We start from the raw sequence: 19,548 nt of genomic DNA, 5'->3' as shown, positions 1-19,548 counted from the left end.
ATGAACAGACTTAAAAAACTTAAACATTTATTTCTAAACTATGTCGTAAGGGATAGGAGAAAGCCAGCTCAAAACCGACAGCATGTTGGTCAGAACCTGATGGTTCTCAGTATTTTTATCTTTTTTGTTTTTATTATCAACTTTGTGGTAATTATTGGAACCGATAGTAAGTTTGGTGTTGATTTGTCAACACAGGCTGCTAAGTCTTATAAAACGAAAACCACAGTGGCGGCCAAGCGTGGGACGATTTATGACCGAAATGGGAATGTTTTGGCTGAGGATTCAACCAGTTATTCCATTTATGCTATTGTATCAACCAGCTATGTGTCACCAACTCGGGAAAAACTCTATGTACAAGAGAGTCAGTTTGATAAGGTTGCCGATATTTTGAAAGACAAGCTAGGAATTAAAAAGAGTTATACTTTGGCTCAATTGCGTACCAAGGGTGCCTATCAAGTATCCTTTGGACTAAAAGGAAAAGGAATCACCTACTCTGTCAAAGAGGACCTTGAAAAGACTTTTAAGGATGCAGGTATTAAGGGGATGGCATTTGAGGCAACAACATCACGTATGTACCCTAATGGCATCTTTGCATCAGAGTTTCTTGGTCGTGCTGAACCTATTGAAAATAAAAAAGATGGTTCTTATTCTTTGATTGGTCAAACGGGTTTGGAGCGTTCGCTTAATAGCTTGTTGACTGGGACAGATGGGGAAGCTATCTATGAGAAGGATAAAGACGGTAATACGCTTCTGGGTACGGAAACGATTACCAAAGAAGCAATCGATGGTAAGAATATCTATACGACTTTGTCGGCCCCCCTTCAGACCTTCCTTGAAACGCAAATGGATACCTTTATGGAGCAGACCAAAGGCGTAAATGCTTCAGCAACAGTTGTCAATGCGAAAACAGGTGAAATCCTTGCAACGACACAACGTCCAACCTATAACTCGGATACGCTAGAAGGACAGGCTAAAAAGGGTTACGACTGGGTCAACCGCCTTTATGAAGCTCAGTATGAGCCAGGGTCAACCATGAAAGTGATGCTCTTGTCAGCAGCTATCAATAATGGAAGTTTCAACCCGAATGCAACCTACAGTAACGCTAATGGTATTAAGGTTGGTGATGTTGAAATCAATGACTGGTCAATCAATGAAGGTATCTCAACAGGTCGAACGATGTCATTTGCACAAGGTTTTTCATATTCAAGTAACGTTGGTATGACCATGCTGGAACAAGCCATGGGAGACAAAGTCTGGTCTAACTACCTATCGCTATACAAATTTGGAATTCCAACCCGCTTTGGGATGGTTGGCGAGTCTTCAGGGATTGTCTCTCGAAACTCAGTTAATATTGCCCAATCATCTTTTGGACAAGGGATTTCAGTAACTCAAGTCCAAATGCTTCGAGCCTTTACCGCAATCTCTAACAATGGTATTATGTTAGAGCCTCAATTTATAAAACAAGTTGCTGATACTAATAAAGGTACTGTTCGTACAGCCAAGAAAGAAGTTATTGGCAAACCTGTCTCTAAGCAGGCTGCTTCTGAAACCCGTAATTATATGATTTCTGTTGGTACAGATCCAGAGTTTGGTACCCTGTACAACAAGTCTGAAGGTTCACCAATCATTCAGGTTGGTAACAATGATGTTGCGGTTAAGTCAGGAACAGCCCAAGTGCCCGATGAAAAGACAGGAACCTATAAAGTTGGGACAAACGAGACTCTCAACTCAGTTGTAGCCATGGTTCCTTCTGAGGATCCAGAATACATCATGTATGTGACCGTTCAAGAGCCTAAGACCTGGAATAATAATTTCTTTGCGACTGTGGTGAACCCTGTTTTAGAAGAAGCCATGTCTATGGGTGCTACTTTGGATACTTCTGTTTCTGAGGGGAGTGGAAAGACTGAAGAGACTAGCTACCAAACTGGTGATATCATTGGTAAGACACCAGGAGAGACAGCTAATACTCTTCGCCAAAACCTAGTTCATCCGATTGTTCTGGGTGTTGGCAATAAGATTGAAAAGGTTTCTGTAGATGCAAAAGAAGATATTAAAGCTAATGAGCAGATCCTAATCATGACTAATGAGTTCACAGAACTTCCAGACATGTATGGTTGGACCAAGAAGAATGTTGAAACATTTGCCAAATGGAAAGGCATTAAAATTACTTATAAAGGTGGCAAGTCAGGGACTGTTACCAAACAAAGTGTTGCGGCAGGAGAAGCCCTGTCTAAAACCAAAAAGATTACCATTACTTTAGGAGACTAAGATGACTATGAGTCTGATAGCAGGCGTGGCCGCTTTTGTGTTGACGGTGCTCGCCATGCCCCATTTTATTACTTACTACAAAATCAAAAAAATCGGTGGCCAACAGATGCATGAAGATGTGAAGCAGCATCTGGCTAAGGCTGGTACACCAACTATGGGAGGGACAGTCTTTCTAGTGGTTGCCATCTTGATTAGTTTGATTTTCAACTTTCACGTCTTTACTGAGGGGCACCAAGCTTATGGTGCTACAGCAGGGATTCTCTTTGTAATATTGATTTATGGTATTATCGGCTTCCTTGATGATTTCCTTAAGATTTTCCATCAAATCAATGAGGGTCTTAAACCTTGGCAAAAGATGGCTTTGCAGATTGTTGCAGGTTTGCTTTTCTATTTCATCCATGTACTCCCTAGTGGGACAAATAGCCTAGCTATTGGAGGATTGACAATTCAGCTTGGTGTCTTCTATGTTCTCTTTGTCCTTTTCTGGATCGTTGGTTTCTCAAATGCGGTCAACTTGACAGATGGTATTGATGGTTTAGCTTCTGTCTCTGTGGTTATCAGCTTGATTGCCTATGGAATCATCGCTTTTGTCAAGGGTGAGTTAGCTATCTTGACTATCATTATCACTATGATTGGTGCCCTTCTTGGCTTCTTTGTCTTTAACCACAAGCCAGCCAAGGTCTTTATGGGGGATGTCGGTTCCTTGTCACTTGGTGCCATGCTTGCCGTTATTTCCATCGCTCTACGCGTGGAGTGGACACTACTCTTGATTGGTGTAGTCTATGTTTTAGAGACAGCTTCTGTTATGCTGCAGGTCAGCTACTTCAAATATACTAAGCGTAAGTATGGTGAAGGTCGTCGTATTTTCCGTATGACACCATTTCACCATCATCTCGAGTTGGGTGGTATCTCGGGTAAGGGTGAGAAATGGTCAGAATGGAAGGTTGATGCTTTCCTTTGGACTATTGGAGCTCTTGCAAGTTCCATTACCCTTTGGATGGTTCTTGGAAACGTTATGAAATAAATGAAAAAGAGCAGAAATGCTCTTTTTCTGTTATAATGATAAGGGTAGACTAGATAGAAAAGAAGTAAGAAAAAATGTCATTTAAAGATTTTAATTTTAAAGACTATATTCAAGAGGCTCTCGACGAGATTAAATTTAAGGAGCCAACACCTGTTCAGCAAAAATTGATTCCAGTAGTCCGTTCTGGCCGTGATTTAGTGGGTGAATCAAAGACTGGTTCAGGGAAGACACATACCTTCCTATTGCCAATTTTTGAGAAGCTTAATCCAGAGAGCAGGGATGTTCAAGTTGTTATCACAGCTCCATCGCGTGAATTGGCGACACAGATATATCAGTCGACAAAACAGATTGCCAAACACTCTGATACAGAAATTCGTGTTGTTAATTACGTCGGTGGTACGGATAAACAACGTCAGATCGAGAAACTTAAGGTAGCCCAACCGCATATCGTTATCGGGACACCAGGGCGTATTTATGACCTGTTTAAGTCTGGTGACTTGGCTATCCACAAGGCACATACTTTTGTCGTTGACGAGGCCGACATGACCATGGATATGGGATTCTTGGCTACTGTGGATAAGATTGCGGCAAGTTTTCCTAAGGAAGTTCAAATTTTGGTCTTCTCAGCAACCATTCCTCAAAAATTACAACCATTCTTGAAGAAATATTTGACCAATCCTGTCATGGAACAAATCAAGACTTCAACGGTGATTGCGGATACCATTGATAACTGGTTAGTATCTACCAAGGGGCGCAACAAGAATGGACAAATTCTTGAGATGCTTAAGGGGATGCAGCCATACTTGGCAATGATTTTCGTTAATACCAAGGAACGTGCGGATGATTTACACAGTTATTTGGTATCAAACGGTCTTAAAGTAGCGAAAATTCATGGCGGTATTCCACCACGTGAACGTAAGCGTATCATGAATCAAGTTAAGAAGCTTGAATTTGAGTATATTGTAGCGACTGACCTTGCAGCGCGTGGAATTGATATTGAAGGGGTTAGCCATGTTATCAATGACGCTATTCCTCAAGATTTGTCATTCTTTGTTCACCGTGTAGGACGTACTGGACGTAACGGCTTGTCAGGAACAGCAATCACCCTTTATCAACCAAGTGACGACTCAGATATTCGTGAGCTTGAAAAGATGGGGATCACCTTTGAACCTAAGGTCTTTAAAGATGGTGAGTTCCAAGATACCTATGACCGCGACCGTCGTGCCAACCGAGAAAAAGCCTATCAAAAACTTGACACGGAAATGATTGGTTTGGTTAAGAAGAAAAAGAAAAAAATCAAGCCTGGTTACAAGAAGAAAATTCAGTGGAAGGTTGACGAAAAACGCAAACGTGAACGTCGTGCAGCCAATCGTGCTAAGGGACGTGCTGAACGTAAAGCTAAGAAGCAAAGCCTCTAAGCTTGGCTTTTAGATAAAGGTAAATTTAGATTAAAAAATTTAAGAGGTTGAAACTATAAAGTTTCGGCCTCTTTACTTATTATTCATCTTTTGATCCGAAGATCTCACTCCCCAAGCCTTATGACTACAAAGATTTAGGTGTTTTTATCACAGTGGAAAGCCTTAGTTTTTAGAAGATTTTCTTTAAAAGTAAAAGAACTTGTAAGTCCTAAGCTGAATCAACTCTCAAAATTATAATTTCACTACTTTTTTGTTGGCTTCCCACCTATAATAAAATCATAGCTTTTAAGAAAAGCCTAAAACAAAATAGTTTAAAGAAGGTTGTTTTCATGACAACAAAAATCATTAACAATTTTAATTCACTTAATTCCGAAGACCTTTCTATTATTGAAGGTGAGGGTGTGATTGGTTGTGTAGCTGGGGCTGCTGGATCTCCTGTGCTTAGATTTTTGACTGGAACATCAGTTGGAACCCATACATTACCGATTGTTGGGACCATTTCAGGTGGGGTATTTGGGGCATGGTCAGGAGCCGGTGTTGGAATGGCTATATTTTGTGGAGTTTAGTTAGAAATTTGAAAGAACAAAATGATCCGTGCGTTTTTATTTATGTGTGTTTCATTCTAGCAAGTTGCTATCAGTTGTGTGTTCCTCATCATTGGTTCTTTACAATGATAGATGTTTTAGGAGTTACAGGTTTTGTAGTCCTTATCTATACTAAAAAACATCATTACTCATAAGCCTTTCAGTAATTAAAAAATTGGATAGCAAGGAGCATCGTCTCACATATAAAAACTTGGCTGAATGAATGTCAAGTTTTTTTGTGGTAAAAGTGCTAAAATAGAAGTCATGAAAGACAAGATTCGAATTCTCCATATCAATGATTTGCACTCTCATTTTGAACAGTATCCACAACTCAAGCGGGCTGTGGATGATTTGAGTCAGACGGACAGAGAGTTGATTAAGGTAGATCTTGGGGATAATGTGGATAAGTCTCATCCCTTGTCAGATGCGACAGCTGGGCGTTTTAATATAGCCTTGATGAATGAGCTGGGGATAGACTATGCGACTATTGGAAATAATGAGGGGATTGGTCTAGCTAAGGATGAGCTAGACTGTCTTTATGAGCAGGCTCAGTTTCAACCGATCATAGGAAATCTCAAGGATGAGGAGGGACAGCCTGAATGGGCCAAGCCCTATCTTGTTCACAAAACTAAAGCTGGTACAAAAATTGCTTTCTTGGCCTATACCTTTCCCTATTACCTTACCTATGCTCCCAACGGTTGGCAGGTGTTAGAGCCTATGGCTAGGTTGGAAGAGGATTTGGCCCGCTCTGAGGTAATGGATGCAGACCTAGTCATAGTACTTAGCCATCTAGGTGTGCATTATGATGAGCAGATTTCAGAGACTTATCCACAGGTCAACCTTGTTATCGGAAGCCACACCCATCACCTTTTTGAAGAGGGCAAATTGATTAATGAGACCTATTTGGCAGCTGCTGATAGATATGGCTATTTTCTTGGCTGTATTGACCTAACTGTGGAAAATGGGCAAATGATAGCGTGTCAGATCGAGGCTATCCCCACTAAGGACTATATCTTGGATTTGGACAAGGAGGACGAAGCCTTTATCAAGGCCATGCGTGAGGAAGGCCATCGTCGTTTGGCCCAGGAAAAAGTGGCTAATCTAGGTCGAAAATTAAATTTTAATGAGACCTGTCAATTGGTTTTACAAGCTGTTTGTCAGGAGACAGATAGCCAGTTAACGCTTTTGAATACAGGACTTATCATGAAAACGCTAGGTCCTCAAGTGACAATGGCAGACCTTCAAGAAGCCCTTCCCCATCAGATGCGGATGGCCCGTCTATTTGTGACAGGGCAAGAACTCAAGGAAATTTGTCGTGAAGTTTTTACTAAGTCTGAACTCCTTAAAAACCAAGCTATTAAAGGTATGGGCTTTAGAGGTAAGGTATTTGGTGAGCTAATTACAGGTAATTTTGCTTACAAAAACGGTAATTTGTTGTATAATAGTAGGGTTGTAGATTCCAATGAGAAGTTTAGTTTGGTCCTTGTGGATCAGTACTACTTTTCTTCTTACTTCCCTACAATCAAGGAAAAGGAAGTCACGCTTCTTTTTCCAGATTTGTTAAGGGAACTTGTGGCCAAGTATTTAAGAAATAATGGTGCTGATTGGGATTAGAGATAAGAACATTATCACTGTGCATCAGGATAGAAAATAAGAGAGCAGAAAGGATGGCGCATGCGTAAAGAAATCTTGCCAGAAATGTTTAATTATAATAAATATCCAGGGCCAGACTTTGTATATGTGGCCGACCTTCTGAAATCAGATGCCTATCAGTTTACGGTTCTTGAAAATCACAAGGATGCTTTAGACGCCACCCGCTTTGGGCAACGTTTTTCTGAAATCATGCTCAAGTATGACTATATTGTTGGTGATTGGTCTAATGACCAGCTTCGCCTTAAGGGATTTTACGAGGACGATCGTCCCAATACGCGTAAGACAGATCGTATTAGCCGATTGTCAGAGTATTTACGCGAATACTGTGCCTTTGGTTGTGCCTACTTTATTTTGAAAAATGAAGAGCCGCAATTAATCGTCTTTGAAGAGGAGACAGAGCCTCGTCGCAAGTGTCGTCGTTCTAATAATCGTCGTAATTCTTCTCAGGAATCTAGAGAGAAGGAGCATAATGCTTCTCAAAAGAATAAGGGACAAAAAGTTTCTGCTAAGCAAAAGCGGGATAAGTCCAAACGAGGAGACAGGGACCAAGAAGGGGCAAGCTTTGAGAAAGTCAAGCGTCGATCTAAGTTTAAATCTAGGTCCGAGGATGGTAGTCGTGAGCGAAAGCCTAACTTCAAGAAGAGTCAGAAGAAAGCTTCAAAAAATCAAACCCCCTCACTGAAAAAGCAAAGTAATGCCAAGTCAGATGGTCAGCATTTTACAATCAGAAAAAAAGGAAATTAAACTATGTCAGAAGTAACAACACAATCAAAACCAGAACGTCGTAAACGTCAGAAATTAGAGGATATGGAGGGCTACAAACCTTCTATTTACGGTCTTACTCGTGATGAGTTGATTGACTGGGCTATGGAACACGGTGAAAAGAAATTTCGTGCTACTCAAATTTGGGATTGGCTCTACAAGAAGCGTGTGCAGTCTTTCGAAGAAATGACCAACATTTCTAAGGACTTCATTGCTAAATTGAACGATAATTTCTGCATAAACCCATTAAAACAGCGTATCGTTCAAGAATCAAAAGATGGTACAGTTAAGTATCTTTTTGAATTGCCAGATGGTATGTTGATTGAGACTGTTTTGATGCGTCAACACTATGGTTTGTCTGTCTGTGTGACAACTCAGGTTGGATGTAACATCGGTTGTACTTTCTGTGCTAGTGGCTTGATTAAGAAACAACGTGACTTGACTGCTGGTGAGATTGTTGCTCAAATCATGTTGGTACAAAAGTACTTTGATGACCGTGGTGATGGTGAACGTGTCAGCCACGTGGTTGTTATGGGGATTGGTGAACCTTTCGATAACTATGACAATGTGCTTCGCTTCTTGCGTACCATTAACAATGATAATGGCCTTGCTATTGGAGCTCGTCATATTACAGTGTCAACATCTGGTTTGGCACCAAAAATTAAGGAATTTGCCAACGAAGGTGTTCAAGTTAACCTCGCCGTATCACTTCACGCGCCTAACAATGACCTTCGTTCAAGCATCATGCGTATTAACCGCTCATTTCCACTTGAAAAACTCTTTGAAGCTATTGAATATTACATCCAGACAACCAACCGTCGTGTAACTTTTGAGTATATCATGCTTAATGAGGTCAATGACCACCCTGAAAATGCTCAAGAGTTGGCTGATTTGACTAAGAAAATCCGTAAGTTGTCATACATCAACTTGATTCCTTACAACCCAGTATCAGAGCACGACCATTATAGCCGTTCAACTAAAGAACGTGTGGCTGCCTTTTACGATGTGCTCAAGAAAAATGGTGTCAACTGTGTCGTTCGTCAAGAACATGGTACAGATATTGATGCTGCTTGTGGACAATTGCGCTCAAACACTATGAAACGTGACCGTCAAAAGGCTGTGGCAGAAGCATCTGGTAAATCAGAAGGTAAGTAAGATGTTTCGGCTGACGACTTGGGTAGATAAGAATGGAGAACTAACACCAAAAGGAAGAAAGCTAAGTCAAGTTTTGGTTTGTTCTTATCTCCTTTGTTTAGTACTCCTTTGTTGGACACCCCAGTATGGGCTAGTTGAAGGTGTTGAAACCCCTGGTATTCAACATTTTGGTAGGGTAGTGGTGCTTTTGACACCGTTCAACAGTCTGACTAATTTTAATCAGCTGGATAGTCTTAAGGAGATTGTCTTTGTCCTTGGGCAAAATGTGACCAACATTTTCTTGCTGAGTCCGCTGATTTTAGGGCTCTTAGCCTTGTACCCAAGATTTAGGTCTTGGAAAAAGGTCCTTGTAGCGACGCTTGCCATGTCTTTGACGATTGAAATCGGGCAGGTGATTCTTGACCTTCTCATTGATGCTAATCGTGTCTTTGAGCTAGATGATTTATGGACCAACACTTTGGGTGGTTTGGTGGCACTAGGTGCCTACCGCCTCCTTGTGAAACTGATTCAAACGTATTTTAATGAGTAAAAAACCTAGGACACTTTGCGTCCCAGGTTTCACTTATTTTCTCTCATACAAATACAACACATCCAAAAGAGGGAAAAATGAATAAACACTTTTAGTGAAACAATGAAACACTTAATGTGACAGTAGTCACCGTATTGACACTAGGAGCAACAATGACAACGGTTAAAGCAGATACTTATCAAAAGTGGCCGTGATGCCGGTATTATGCGAGAAAGAGGGCAGGTTTGGAGCTATTCTGAGGTTAAGAGAGAGTCTCAATTAGCTAACTACAACACTGATGGTCGCTATCTCAGTGAGGCAACTAACTTCGAATTGTACAATTTTGTCAGAGAGTATAAGACATCTGATGAAATCAGACGTATTTGGAACCCTAAGAAGGACGAATCAGTTATCCACGATAAGGATAACTGATTCTATTGATGATGGGCACAAGGCCTATAATTTTGACTCCTTTGCTTATAAATTGCCAGAGTCTACTGATTTTGGAAAATTGACTTATATTGGTCACTTTCAGTTAGAAGATGGTACAATTTATCGCTATTGGAAATAACTTTCATTAGACTTATAATCATCCTTTTGTAGGGATAGGGGGAATAACTTGTTTTTTAAAGAATCAATCATTGCAAAACTTTGGTGGTTTTTCAAGTTAGAAAAACGCCGTTATATTGTCGGGATATTGGCACTGAGTTTGGTTTCGGTTCTCAATCTGATTCCTCCTATGGTTATGGGTCGGGTCATTGATGCTATCACATCGGGAAAATTGACCAATCAGATCTTGCTTTTGAATCTCATTTATTTGCTTTTGGCGGCTTTAGGAATGTACTATTTGCGCTATGTTTGGCGGATGTATATCTTGGCAACGTCTTATCGCTTGGGACAGATTATGCGTTCGCGGCTTTTTGAGCATTTTACCAAGATGTCGCCTTCTTTTTACCAAAAGTACCGAACTGGTGATCTCATGGCCCATGCCACCAATGATATCAACTCTCTAACCCGTTTGGCTGGTGGGGGTGTCATGTCAGCCGTGGATGCGTCTATCACAGCCTTGGTGACTTTAATCACCATGTTCTTCAGCATTTCCTGGCAGATGACCCTGGTGGCAGTCTTACCTCTACCTTTCATGGCTTTTGCGACTAGTCGTTTGGGACGTAAGACCCACAAAGCTTTTGGAGAATCCCAGGCAGCTTTTTCTGAACTTAATAATAAGGTACAAGAATCGGTGTCAGGTATCAAGGTAACCAAGTCTTTTGGCTATCAGGAGGCTGAGCTCCAGTCCTTCCAAGAGACCAATAAGATGACTTTTGAAAAGAATATGCATACTATGAAGTATGACAGCCTTTTTGATCCTTTGGTCTTGCTCTTTGTTGGCTCATCTTATGTTTTGACCCTCCTTGTCGGGGCTTTTATGATTCAGGCCGGTCAGATAACGGTCGGAAATTTGGTAACCTTTATTACCTATTTGGACATGCTGGTTTGGCCCCTAATGGCCATTGGCTTCCTCTTTAATATCACGCAGAGGGGAAATGTGTCCTACCAACGTATTGAGACTCTTTTAGAGCAGGAATCAGATGTTCAAGATCCTGCTTATCCTCTTCCAAGCATTGAAAATGGTCGTTTAGACTTTGCGATTGACCGCTTTGCTTTTGAGGATGAGGATACTTTGCGAGATATTCATTTCACCTTGGACAAGGGGCAAACCCTTGGTTTGGTTGGACCGACTGGCTCAGGAAAGACGGCTCTTGTCAAGTTGCTCTTGCGGGAGCACGATGTCAATCAAGGAGCCATCTATTTGAATGGACATGACATCCGAGACTATCGCCTATCAGACTTGCGTAGCTTGATTGGTTATGTTCCTCAAGACCAGTTTCTCTTTGCCAGTTCTATTTTAGACAATATCCGCTTTGGTAATCCAGATTTCTCCATTGATAAGGTGGAAGAAGCGACTAAGTTAGCTCAAGTTTATGATGATATCAAGGATATGCCTGAAGGCTTTGAAACAATCATTGGTGAAAAGGGTGTCAGCCTATCAGGTGGTCAAAAACAACGTCTGGCTATGAGCCGGGCCATGATTTTGAATCCAGAAATTTTGATTTTGGATGACTCCTTATCTGCGGTTGATGCTAAGACAGAACATGCCATTATTGATAATCTTAAGCATACTCGAAAGGACAAAACAACTATTATTACCGCCCACCGTCTCAGTGCGGTGGTGCACGCTGACCTCATCCTGGTCATGCAAGATGGTCGTATCATTGAACGTGGGCGTCATGACGACTTACTAGCTCAAGGTGGTTGGTATGCCAAGACCTACGAGTCTCAACAGTTAGAAATGGAAGGAGGAGAAGCTCATGCCTAATCAAAACCAATGGTCTGTGTTTAAGCGTCTCTTGACCTATCTCAAGCCTTACAAGTTCTTGACCTTTCTAGCTTTGACCTTCCTCTTGTCCACAACGGTTATCAAGAGTATCATTCCATTGGTGGCCTCTTATTTTATTGATCACTATCTTCATGATATGAATCAGGCGGCAAGTATGATTCTGATTGGCTACTATGGTCTCTACCTCTTGCAGACACTAGTCCAGTATCTGGGAAATCTCTTCTTTGCGCGTGTGTCCTATAGCATTGTCAGAGATATTCGTCGAGATGCCTTTGCCAATATGGAAAAACTGGGTATGTCTTACTTTGACAAGACCCCAGCAGGTTCCATCGTTTCCCGCTTGACCAATGATACTGAGACCATTAGCGAGATGTTCTCAGGAACTCTGTCTAGTTTTATTTCGGCTATCTTTATCTTTGTTACCACCCTTTACACCATGATGATCTTGGACATTCGTCTGACCGGGCTTATTGTCCTCTTTCTTCCTCTGATTGTCCTTTTGGTTAACCTTTATCGCAAAAAATCAGTGGTCATCATTGAAAAGACCAGAGCCTTGCTTTCAGATATAAATGCCAAACTGTCAGAGAGTATCGAAGGGATTCACATCATTCAGGCCTTTAACCAGGAGAAGCGTCTTAAAAAAGAGTTTGATGCCATTAATGAGGAACACCTGATTTATGCCAGCCGTTCTATATCACTGGATTCTCTCTTTCTACGCCCAGCCATGAGTCTACTGAAGCTCCTGGCTTATGCTGTTCTCATGGCCTATTTTGGCTACCGAGGTATCTATCTGGGTATCACAGCAGGTACCATGTATGCCTTTATCCAGTATATTAATCGCCTCTTTAATCCCTTGATTGAAGTGACACAAAACTTCTCGACTCTACAAACCTCTATGGTCTCAGCAGGTCGGGTCTTTGCCTTGATTGACGAACGTACCTATGAGCCTGAACAGAGAGACACAGCTGCCAAGGTTACTGAGGGGAATGTTCGCTTTGAGAATGTCTCCTTCTCCTATGATGGCAAGCACCAGATTTTGAATAATATTTCCTTCTCTGTCAATAAAGGTGAAACCATCGCCTTTGTGGGATCTACAGGCTCTGGAAAATCCTCTATTATCAACGTGCTCATGCGATTCTATGAGTTCCAATCAGGACGAGTTCTCCTAGACGGTGTGGATATTCGTGATTATAGTCAGGCAGAGCTGCGCAAGAATATTGGTCTTGTCCTTCAGGACCCCTTCCTCTATCATGGCACAATCAAATCCAATATTGCCATGTATCAAGATTTAACTGATGAAGAGATTAAAGCTGCTGCTGAGTTTGTCGATGCCAATCACTTTATTGATAAACTTCCTGAAGGCTATGATTCCCCAGTTTCCGAACGTGGTTCAAGTTTCTCAACCGGTCAACGCCAGCTTCTAGCCTTTGCTAGAACCGTTGCTAGCCAGCCTAAAATCTTGATTTTGGATGAAGCGACAGCCAATATTGATTCGGAGACAGAGGCTATTGTTCAAAACTCTCTTGCAAAAATTCGTCAAGGCCGTACAACCATTGCCATTGCCCACCGCCTATCAACAATCCAAGATGCTAACTGCATCTATGTCTTAGACAAGGGCCGCATCATTGAACACGGTAGCCACGAAGAGCTCCTAGCCCTCGGCGGCACCTATCACAAGATGTACAGCCTACAAGCAGGCACCATGGAAGGAGAGTAAGCTAATCTAGACCATAGCTTCTATATTCGAAAAGATTTCTTAAAAATCAAAATCGAGTAGTGACATTTATGTCACTACTTTTTTGTTGGCTACCACCCTATAATAAAATCATAGCTTGAGAGAAAAAGCTAAAAATAATTTAGGAGGTTGTTAGAATGACAAGGCAAACAAATAATACATTTGAAACACTCGATCTCGAGGTACTTGCAAACGTTGAGGTAGTGTAAAATAAGTTGTGTAAACACAAAAAGGAATAAATCCGTTATAGTAGAGTTGCAAAACATTACTAGAAAGAGATTTATTCCTATGACTCAGTTTACCACAGAACTACTTAACTTCGGCTCTATAATTTCTGTAGTGGGAAAAACCACTGTAGAGATTATAGAGCTTTTTGAGATGGTGCCACCTCAAGGTTGAGTAAATCAAAAGATAGAAGGCACAATTACTCAAGGTGGAAATAAGGTGGGCATTAAGGAAGGGAACCCCTCTAGTGACGCTAAAAATAGCATTGACAGTGATAACAAATACACTTACAAAGCTAAGGAAAATTAAACCGATAATTGAGTAATCGAATCTCAAGAGGCTGATTTAGCCTTTTTTGATAGGATTTTTTGAGATATGGATTGACGTTTTTCATAATGTTATCCCTTTTCGGAATAAAAATAATCAAATTATGACATCATACGATAGAGATAGGCTCCGAGGCTATCAGCAGTCATGGTTTCCTTTGGAAATACCAGGGCTGGCACAGTAATAATGGTTAGATCAAATACGTATGCTTGTAGGACTATTTTAGAATGTTTCCTTCTAATAACTATTGTATAACTTTGAAATCGATTTCAATGAACTTGTCCTAAATGACCCCAAATACGGCTTAAATGGTAATAGTGGAGATGACTTTAAGATTTTTCTTACCGTTTGGGACGTATGGCAACTTTTTGGGACGCTGGCTCTTTTTATCCTGAAAATATGACATACTAATCATATGATAATTTGTGATGAAAGGGTTTGGTATGTTTCGTTTTCGTAGGACTTTTGTCCCTCAAATAGACATGAGGGATTGTGGAGTTGCTGCCTTGGCATCAGTGGCCAAGTACTATGGTTCAGATTATTCATTAGCACATCTGCGTGAGTTGGCGAAGACCAATAAAGAAGGGACAACTGCCTTAGGTCTTGTAGAGGCTGCTAAAAAAATTGGCTTTGAAACGAGAGCTATAAAGGCTGAAATGTCGCTCTTTGAGATGGAAGATGTTCCTTATCCTTTTATTGCTCATGTTAATAAAGATGGGAAGCTTCAACATTATTATGTTATTTATAAAAGCACCAAGGATTATCTGATAATTGGAGACCCTGATCCAAGTGTAAAAGTAACTAAAATGACTAAAGAGCGTTTTGAGAAAGAGTGGACAGGTATTACTCTTTTTATGGGACCGGAACCCAGTTATAAACCACATAAGGATAAGAAAAATGGACTCTGGGACTTTCTCCCTTTGATCTTTAAACAAAGGTCCTTGATAGCTAATATTGTCTTTGCCAGTCTCTTGGTTACTTTAATAAATATTTTAGGTTCCTATTATTTACAAGGTATTCTAGACGAATATGTCCCTAATCAAATGAAGTCTACCTTAGGAATTATCTCAATTGGATTAGTTGTGACCTATGTTTTACAACAAATGATGACTTTTGCAAGAGATTATCTCTTAACCATACTGAGTCAGCGATTGACCATTGACGTTATCTTGTCCTACATACGACATATCTTTGAACTCCCAATGTCTTTTTTTGCCACAAGACGTACAGGGGAGGTTATCTCACGTTTTAGTGATGCTAACTCTATTATCGATGCTCTGGCTTCGACGATATTATCACTTTTCCTTGATTTCTCTATTGTGATTATCGTAGGAGGCGTGTTATTGATACAAAATAGCAATCTCTTCAAGCTAGTTCTTTGTTCGGTTCCAATTTATACCCTTATCGTCTTTGCCTTTATGAAACCTTTTGAGCGAATGAATCATGACGTCATGCAGAGTAATGCTATGGTTAATTCAGCCATCATTGAGGACATTAATGGGATTGAAACCATAAAGTCACTAACCAGCGAAGAAGTATGCTATCAAAAGATTGATGGTGAGTTTGTTGACTATCTAGACAATTCTTTTCGCCTTTCTAAGTTATCTATACTACAAACATCATTGAAACAAGGTGCTCAACTTATTTTAAATGTACTTATCCTCTGGACAGGTGCTCAGTTGGTGATGGGAAATACCATTTCGATAGGACAATTGATTACTTTTAATATGTTGCTTTCTTACTTCACGAATCCTTTGGAAAATATCATTAACCTGCAAACCAAGTTACAGTCTGCTAAGGTAGCTAATACTAGGCTCAATGAGGTCTATCTGATTGAATCAGAGTTTGGACAAAGTGATGATACCTATCAAGAAGGCATTGCGGATGGAGATATCACTGTTACGGATTTATCTTATAAATATGGTTTTGGTCGTGATACTTTGACTGATGTCAGTTTGACGATTAGACAAGGAGAAAAAATCAGTTTTGTTGGTGTCAGTGGATCTGGTAAGACTACTCTAGCTAAAATGTTGGTCAATTTTTATCAACCATATAAGGGGCACATAGATTTTAATGGTCAAAATATTAGTCGCATAGACAAGAAAACTCTTCGTCAACATATTAACTATCTCCCTCAGCAATCCTATATATTTAGTGGTAGTGTTTTAGAAAATCTTACTTTAGGTGCAGCACGGGGTATTACGCAAGCTGATATTTTGAAAGCTTGTGAAATAGCAGAAATTCGTCAAGATATTGAAAACATGCCTATGGGGTTTCAGACAGAGCTGTCTGATGGAGCAGGTCTGTCTGGAGGGCAAAAGCAACGTATCGCTTTGGCGCGTGCACTACTAACGAAATCTCCTGTACTAATCTTAGATGAAGCAACTAGCGGATTGGATGTTTTGACAGAAAAGCAGGTTATTGATAACCTCCTAGCACTAAAAGATAAAACGATCATCTTTGTAGCACACAGGCTTAGTATCGCTGAGCGGACCGACCGTATCGTAGTCATTGATCAGGGACGCGTAGTGGAGACAGGTTCTCATCAAGACCTAATGTCTTATCCAGGTTTCTATTATCAATTATTTAGAAAGTGAGGAAAAGGAAACACGATGAATCCACAGTTGTTTAAAAGCACAGAGTTTTACCATCGTCGCTACCACAATATGTCTACTGTTTTGATTACTCCCTTGATTTTGTTAGTTATTTTCCTTTTTCTTTTCGCTTTTTTTGCTAAGAAGGAAGTTACAGTCACGTCTAGAGGAAGTATAGAGCCAACCAAGGTTATCGCAGTAATCCAATCAACCAGTGACAATACCATCATAGATAATCAACTGGTTGCTAATAAGGTTGTTAAAAAAGGGGACACCTTAGTTCAGTATTCAGAGACCATGGAGGCATCGCAAAAAGAGGGGCTTCAAAAGCAACTAGAACTTTTAAAAAGACAGGAATCAGGTTTGAAGACCTTGCAATCTAGCCTAACGCAGGGAACCAATCTTTTCCAAGAACAGGAAGACGAGTTTGGTTATCAGAGTACTTTTAACACCTACCTAAGTCAGGCACAGGATATTGACTTGGGTGTGGCTAAAACAAATACAGAGGTTAATAACCAAGCAGCAATTGCGAGTAATACCGGTTCTGCTATTGATAACCAGATTAGTCAATTGCAGACTCAGGTCTCAGAGTATGAGGCGCTCTCTCAAGCTATTACCAATCATGAAACGACTTTACCTGAAGGCAATCCTCATCAGGCAACCTTAAATGCCTATAACAGTCAGTATGCTACGACACCGGATGCCAGTGTAACAGACCAATACCTATCTCAAGTTAATACCAATATTTCGAGCTTGAATGCTTCCATAGGTAATCTAGAAATCCAAAAGGCTGGGACAGGCACAGTTGTAACTTATGACAATAGTGATAGCACTAAAAAAGAAGCTCTAAAAAATCAATTCTTGCAAAATGCAGGACAGCAATTGAGCTCAGTGGAAACACAAATTAACGATACCGAGAGTAAAATCAATCAGGCAGATGTCCTTCTGACTAATACCCTCATCCAGTCACCAGAAGATGGAATCTTACACTTGAGTCAAGCTGATAAAAAAGCAACCATGGCTGCGACAGGAACTGAGTTGGCCCAGCTTTATCCCGATATGACTCAAACCCAGGAAGTTGCCATTACTTATTATGTGAATTCGGATTATGTGCCAAAACTGCAAAAAGGCCAGTCAGTTCGACTGACCTTGGATAAGGTTGGTAATCACGGTACCACAATTATTGGAAAACTTGAGAGTATTGATAATTCTGCCACGGAAACAGAAAGGGGGAATGTGTTTAGAGTAACTGCTAGGGCAAGTATTTCAGAAAAAGAAGCCCAAAATCTACGTTACGGTCTAGAAGGTCGTGTGACAAGCGTTATTGACCAAAAGACCTACTTCAATTACTTTAAAGACAAGTTACTAAACTTGCAAGACCAATAGGAGGAGAATTACTGATGGCTAACAATACGATTAATAACTTTGAAACACTTGATAACCACGCTCTTGAACAAGTCGTAGGTGGAAGTGGGTGGATGGATTATATAAATGGTTTCCTAAAAGGATTCGGAGGGCAAAGAACGCTTCCAACAAAAGACTATAACATTCCTCAAGCTTAGGTATAGAAAAAAGGCTGTTAGGCCTTTTTAGTTATTGTTAATTGTTGTGTGAATGAGAAATTGTTACTCTGTGTTTCTAAGTTTACATTGATATAGTTATCTAAGATTTCTGTGACATTAGCAAGGCCAATGCCTCGCTCTCGTCCCTTGTTGGAGACACCTCTTTCAAATATGGTTTTGGTTTCTGTTTTTTCTTCACTTATGGTATTGCTAATAGATAATAGCTGTGAACAATGATCTTCCCAAAAGCTAATAGTAATTTTAGGGTTTTGAGTTTGAATGGCACCTTCAATAGCGTTATCTAAAAAAATAGAAGTGACGATAATGAAGTCCAGAGTCTCCATCCCAATCAAGTGGATGGGTTCTGGGATGCTAATCTGAGCTTCAATGCCTTCTTCTTCTGCTTGTAGAACTTTTGCGGACAGAAGGCTTTTCAAAGTGTTATCCTGAATATTAACGAGTCTAGCTAAGTCAAAGTTTCTTGTATTTAATCGTTTATCGGATTCTTGAAGCACACTATCATAGGCTTCTTTGACAATATCCATATCGTCTTTATCTATCCCCAATCGTAATGTGACTAAGAGATTACTATAATCGTGTCTAAAACTACGAACAGAATTGTAGAGACCTTCAATATGTTTATTGTAGGTGTAGAGATTTTCTAGCTGGAGATTTTTTTGGAAGTCCAATTGTCCTTGAATCATTTCACGAATGTTTCTGTCTAAAAAGACAATCATAATGAAGAAGAGGACAAGTGAAATAACAACACAGAGTTTTCGAAGCTCCAAAGTTGAAGAATGAGTAGTGTTTTCAAGATACATGAGGATCTGTAACAGTAGGGTGTACCCAAACATAAAAAAGTTAGCAACTATAATAATATGTTGAATCGGAGAATTTGATTTCTGCTTTTGAAGTATGGTAAAACTCCCCTTGAATAATTTAATAAAGAGAAATGATAGACAAAGAGGTGCAATAGATGAAGGGATGGATATTAATAGAGAGCTTTGATAATCGGTGATACTAATATTAAAAAAAGGGAAGATAAAGAAAGTAATCAATCTTAAACTAAGGTTGTTGAGGATATCAGGGAAGAGACCATTGAAAATCTTTATTTTTAATGGTTTTTTAGTCTTAGTGGATAAAAGGAAGGAGAGAAGAAGATAATAGATATCCTCACCCCAGAATTTAATGATAAACCAAGAAGAGTGGTTATAAATAAAATTAAAGGCTAAATTAAAAATAAGGAGTAGGAAAAAATACCTCAGACGAATCTTCTGTCCCATTAAATAAAGGAAAAGAATAATTTCTAGGCCTGCACTTAAAAGGGTGAGAAAA

Annotated in this window: 15 protein-coding genes; 14 read left to right on the top strand and 1 reads right to left on the bottom strand. The window is 40.1% G+C overall.

Annotation, left to right across the window (positions count from 1 at the left end; all coding sequences use genetic code 11):
* From pbp2x to E3C75_RS00110, 14 genes are all read left to right on the top strand, one after another.
* Positions 1-2,268: a penicillin-binding protein PBP2X gene (pbp2x, locus tag E3C75_RS00175; protein WP_071417385.1), complete on the top strand. Its 2,268-nt coding sequence runs from the start codon at positions 1-3 to the stop codon at positions 2,266-2,268.
* A gap of 1 nt (position 2,269) precedes the next feature.
* On the top strand, positions 2,270-3,292 hold the full coding sequence (gene mraY / locus E3C75_RS00170) for a phospho-N-acetylmuramoyl-pentapeptide-transferase (protein WP_011227524.1): 1,023 nt from the start codon (positions 2,270-2,272) through the stop codon (positions 3,290-3,292).
* Positions 3,293-3,366: 74 nt separating this feature from the next.
* Entirely contained in the window at positions 3,367-4,710 is a 1,344-nt protein-coding gene (locus E3C75_RS00165) for a DEAD/DEAH box helicase (RefSeq protein WP_011681583.1), read from the top strand.
* Positions 4,711-5,039: 329 nt separating this feature from the next.
* Positions 5,040-5,276 (top strand): Blp family class II bacteriocin, encoded by a 237-nt coding sequence (locus E3C75_RS00160; protein ID WP_171815042.1) that lies wholly within the window; start codon positions 5,040-5,042, stop codon positions 5,274-5,276.
* Between the two features lie 282 nt (positions 5,277-5,558).
* Entirely contained in the window at positions 5,559-6,908 is a 1,350-nt protein-coding gene (locus E3C75_RS00155) for a bifunctional metallophosphatase/5'-nucleotidase (RefSeq protein WP_111679782.1), read from the top strand.
* A 60-nt stretch (positions 6,909-6,968) separates the two neighbouring features.
* Positions 6,969-7,691, top strand: coding sequence for a YutD family protein (locus E3C75_RS00150; RefSeq protein ID WP_014621927.1), 723 nt, complete (start codon positions 6,969-6,971; stop codon positions 7,689-7,691).
* Positions 7,692-7,754: 63 nt separating this feature from the next.
* On the top strand, positions 7,755-8,864 hold the full coding sequence (rlmN, locus tag E3C75_RS00145) for a dual-specificity RNA methyltransferase RlmN (RefSeq protein ID WP_100262375.1): 1,110 nt from the start codon (positions 7,755-7,757) through the stop codon (positions 8,862-8,864).
* Between the two features lies 1 nt (position 8,865).
* Complete coding sequence (locus E3C75_RS00140; RefSeq protein WP_011226503.1) at positions 8,866-9,393, top strand: VanZ family protein; 528 nt, start codon at positions 8,866-8,868, stop codon at positions 9,391-9,393.
* A 204-nt stretch (positions 9,394-9,597) separates the two neighbouring features.
* Complete coding sequence (locus E3C75_RS11345; RefSeq protein WP_011681579.1) at positions 9,598-9,804, top strand: hypothetical protein; 207 nt, start codon at positions 9,598-9,600, stop codon at positions 9,802-9,804.
* 187 nt (positions 9,805-9,991) lie between these two features.
* On the top strand, positions 9,992-11,749 hold the full coding sequence (locus tag E3C75_RS00130) for an ABC transporter ATP-binding protein (protein WP_024010065.1): 1,758 nt from the start codon (positions 9,992-9,994) through the stop codon (positions 11,747-11,749).
* Positions 11,742-13,487 (top strand): ABC transporter ATP-binding protein, encoded by a 1,746-nt coding sequence (locus E3C75_RS00125; RefSeq protein ID WP_100262366.1) that lies wholly within the window; start codon positions 11,742-11,744, stop codon positions 13,485-13,487. The genes E3C75_RS00130 and E3C75_RS00125 overlap by 8 nt, the downstream gene beginning before the upstream one ends.
* Positions 13,488-14,500: 1,013 nt before the next feature.
* A complete protein-coding gene (locus E3C75_RS00120) occupies positions 14,501-16,654 on the top strand; it encodes a peptide cleavage/export ABC transporter (RefSeq protein WP_133264081.1) in 2,154 nt (717 codons plus the stop codon).
* A 15-nt stretch (positions 16,655-16,669) separates the two neighbouring features.
* Positions 16,670-18,037, top strand: a complete 1,368-nt coding sequence (locus tag E3C75_RS00115; protein WP_011681574.1) for a bacteriocin secretion accessory protein — start codon at positions 16,670-16,672, stop codon at positions 18,035-18,037.
* A 14-nt stretch (positions 18,038-18,051) separates the two neighbouring features.
* A complete protein-coding gene (locus tag E3C75_RS00110; RefSeq protein WP_011681573.1) occupies positions 18,052-18,213 on the top strand; it encodes a ComC/BlpC family leader-containing pheromone/bacteriocin in 162 nt (53 codons plus the stop codon).
* Positions 18,214-18,230: 17 nt separating this feature from the next.
* Here E3C75_RS00110 and E3C75_RS11340 read toward each other — a convergent pair whose 3' ends face one another.
* Positions 18,231-19,034 (bottom strand): ATP-binding protein, encoded by an 804-nt coding sequence (locus E3C75_RS11340; protein ID WP_223899638.1) that lies wholly within the window; start codon positions 19,032-19,034, stop codon positions 18,231-18,233.
* Between the last annotated feature and the right edge of the window lie 514 nt (positions 19,035-19,548).

This window comes from Streptococcus thermophilus (assembly GCF_010120595.1).
GTDB classification, from domain to species: Bacteria; Bacillota; Bacilli; order Lactobacillales; family Streptococcaceae; genus Streptococcus; species Streptococcus thermophilus.
Note: the sequence above shows the minus strand (reverse complement) of the source record. Positions and strands in the feature narration are given on the sequence as shown.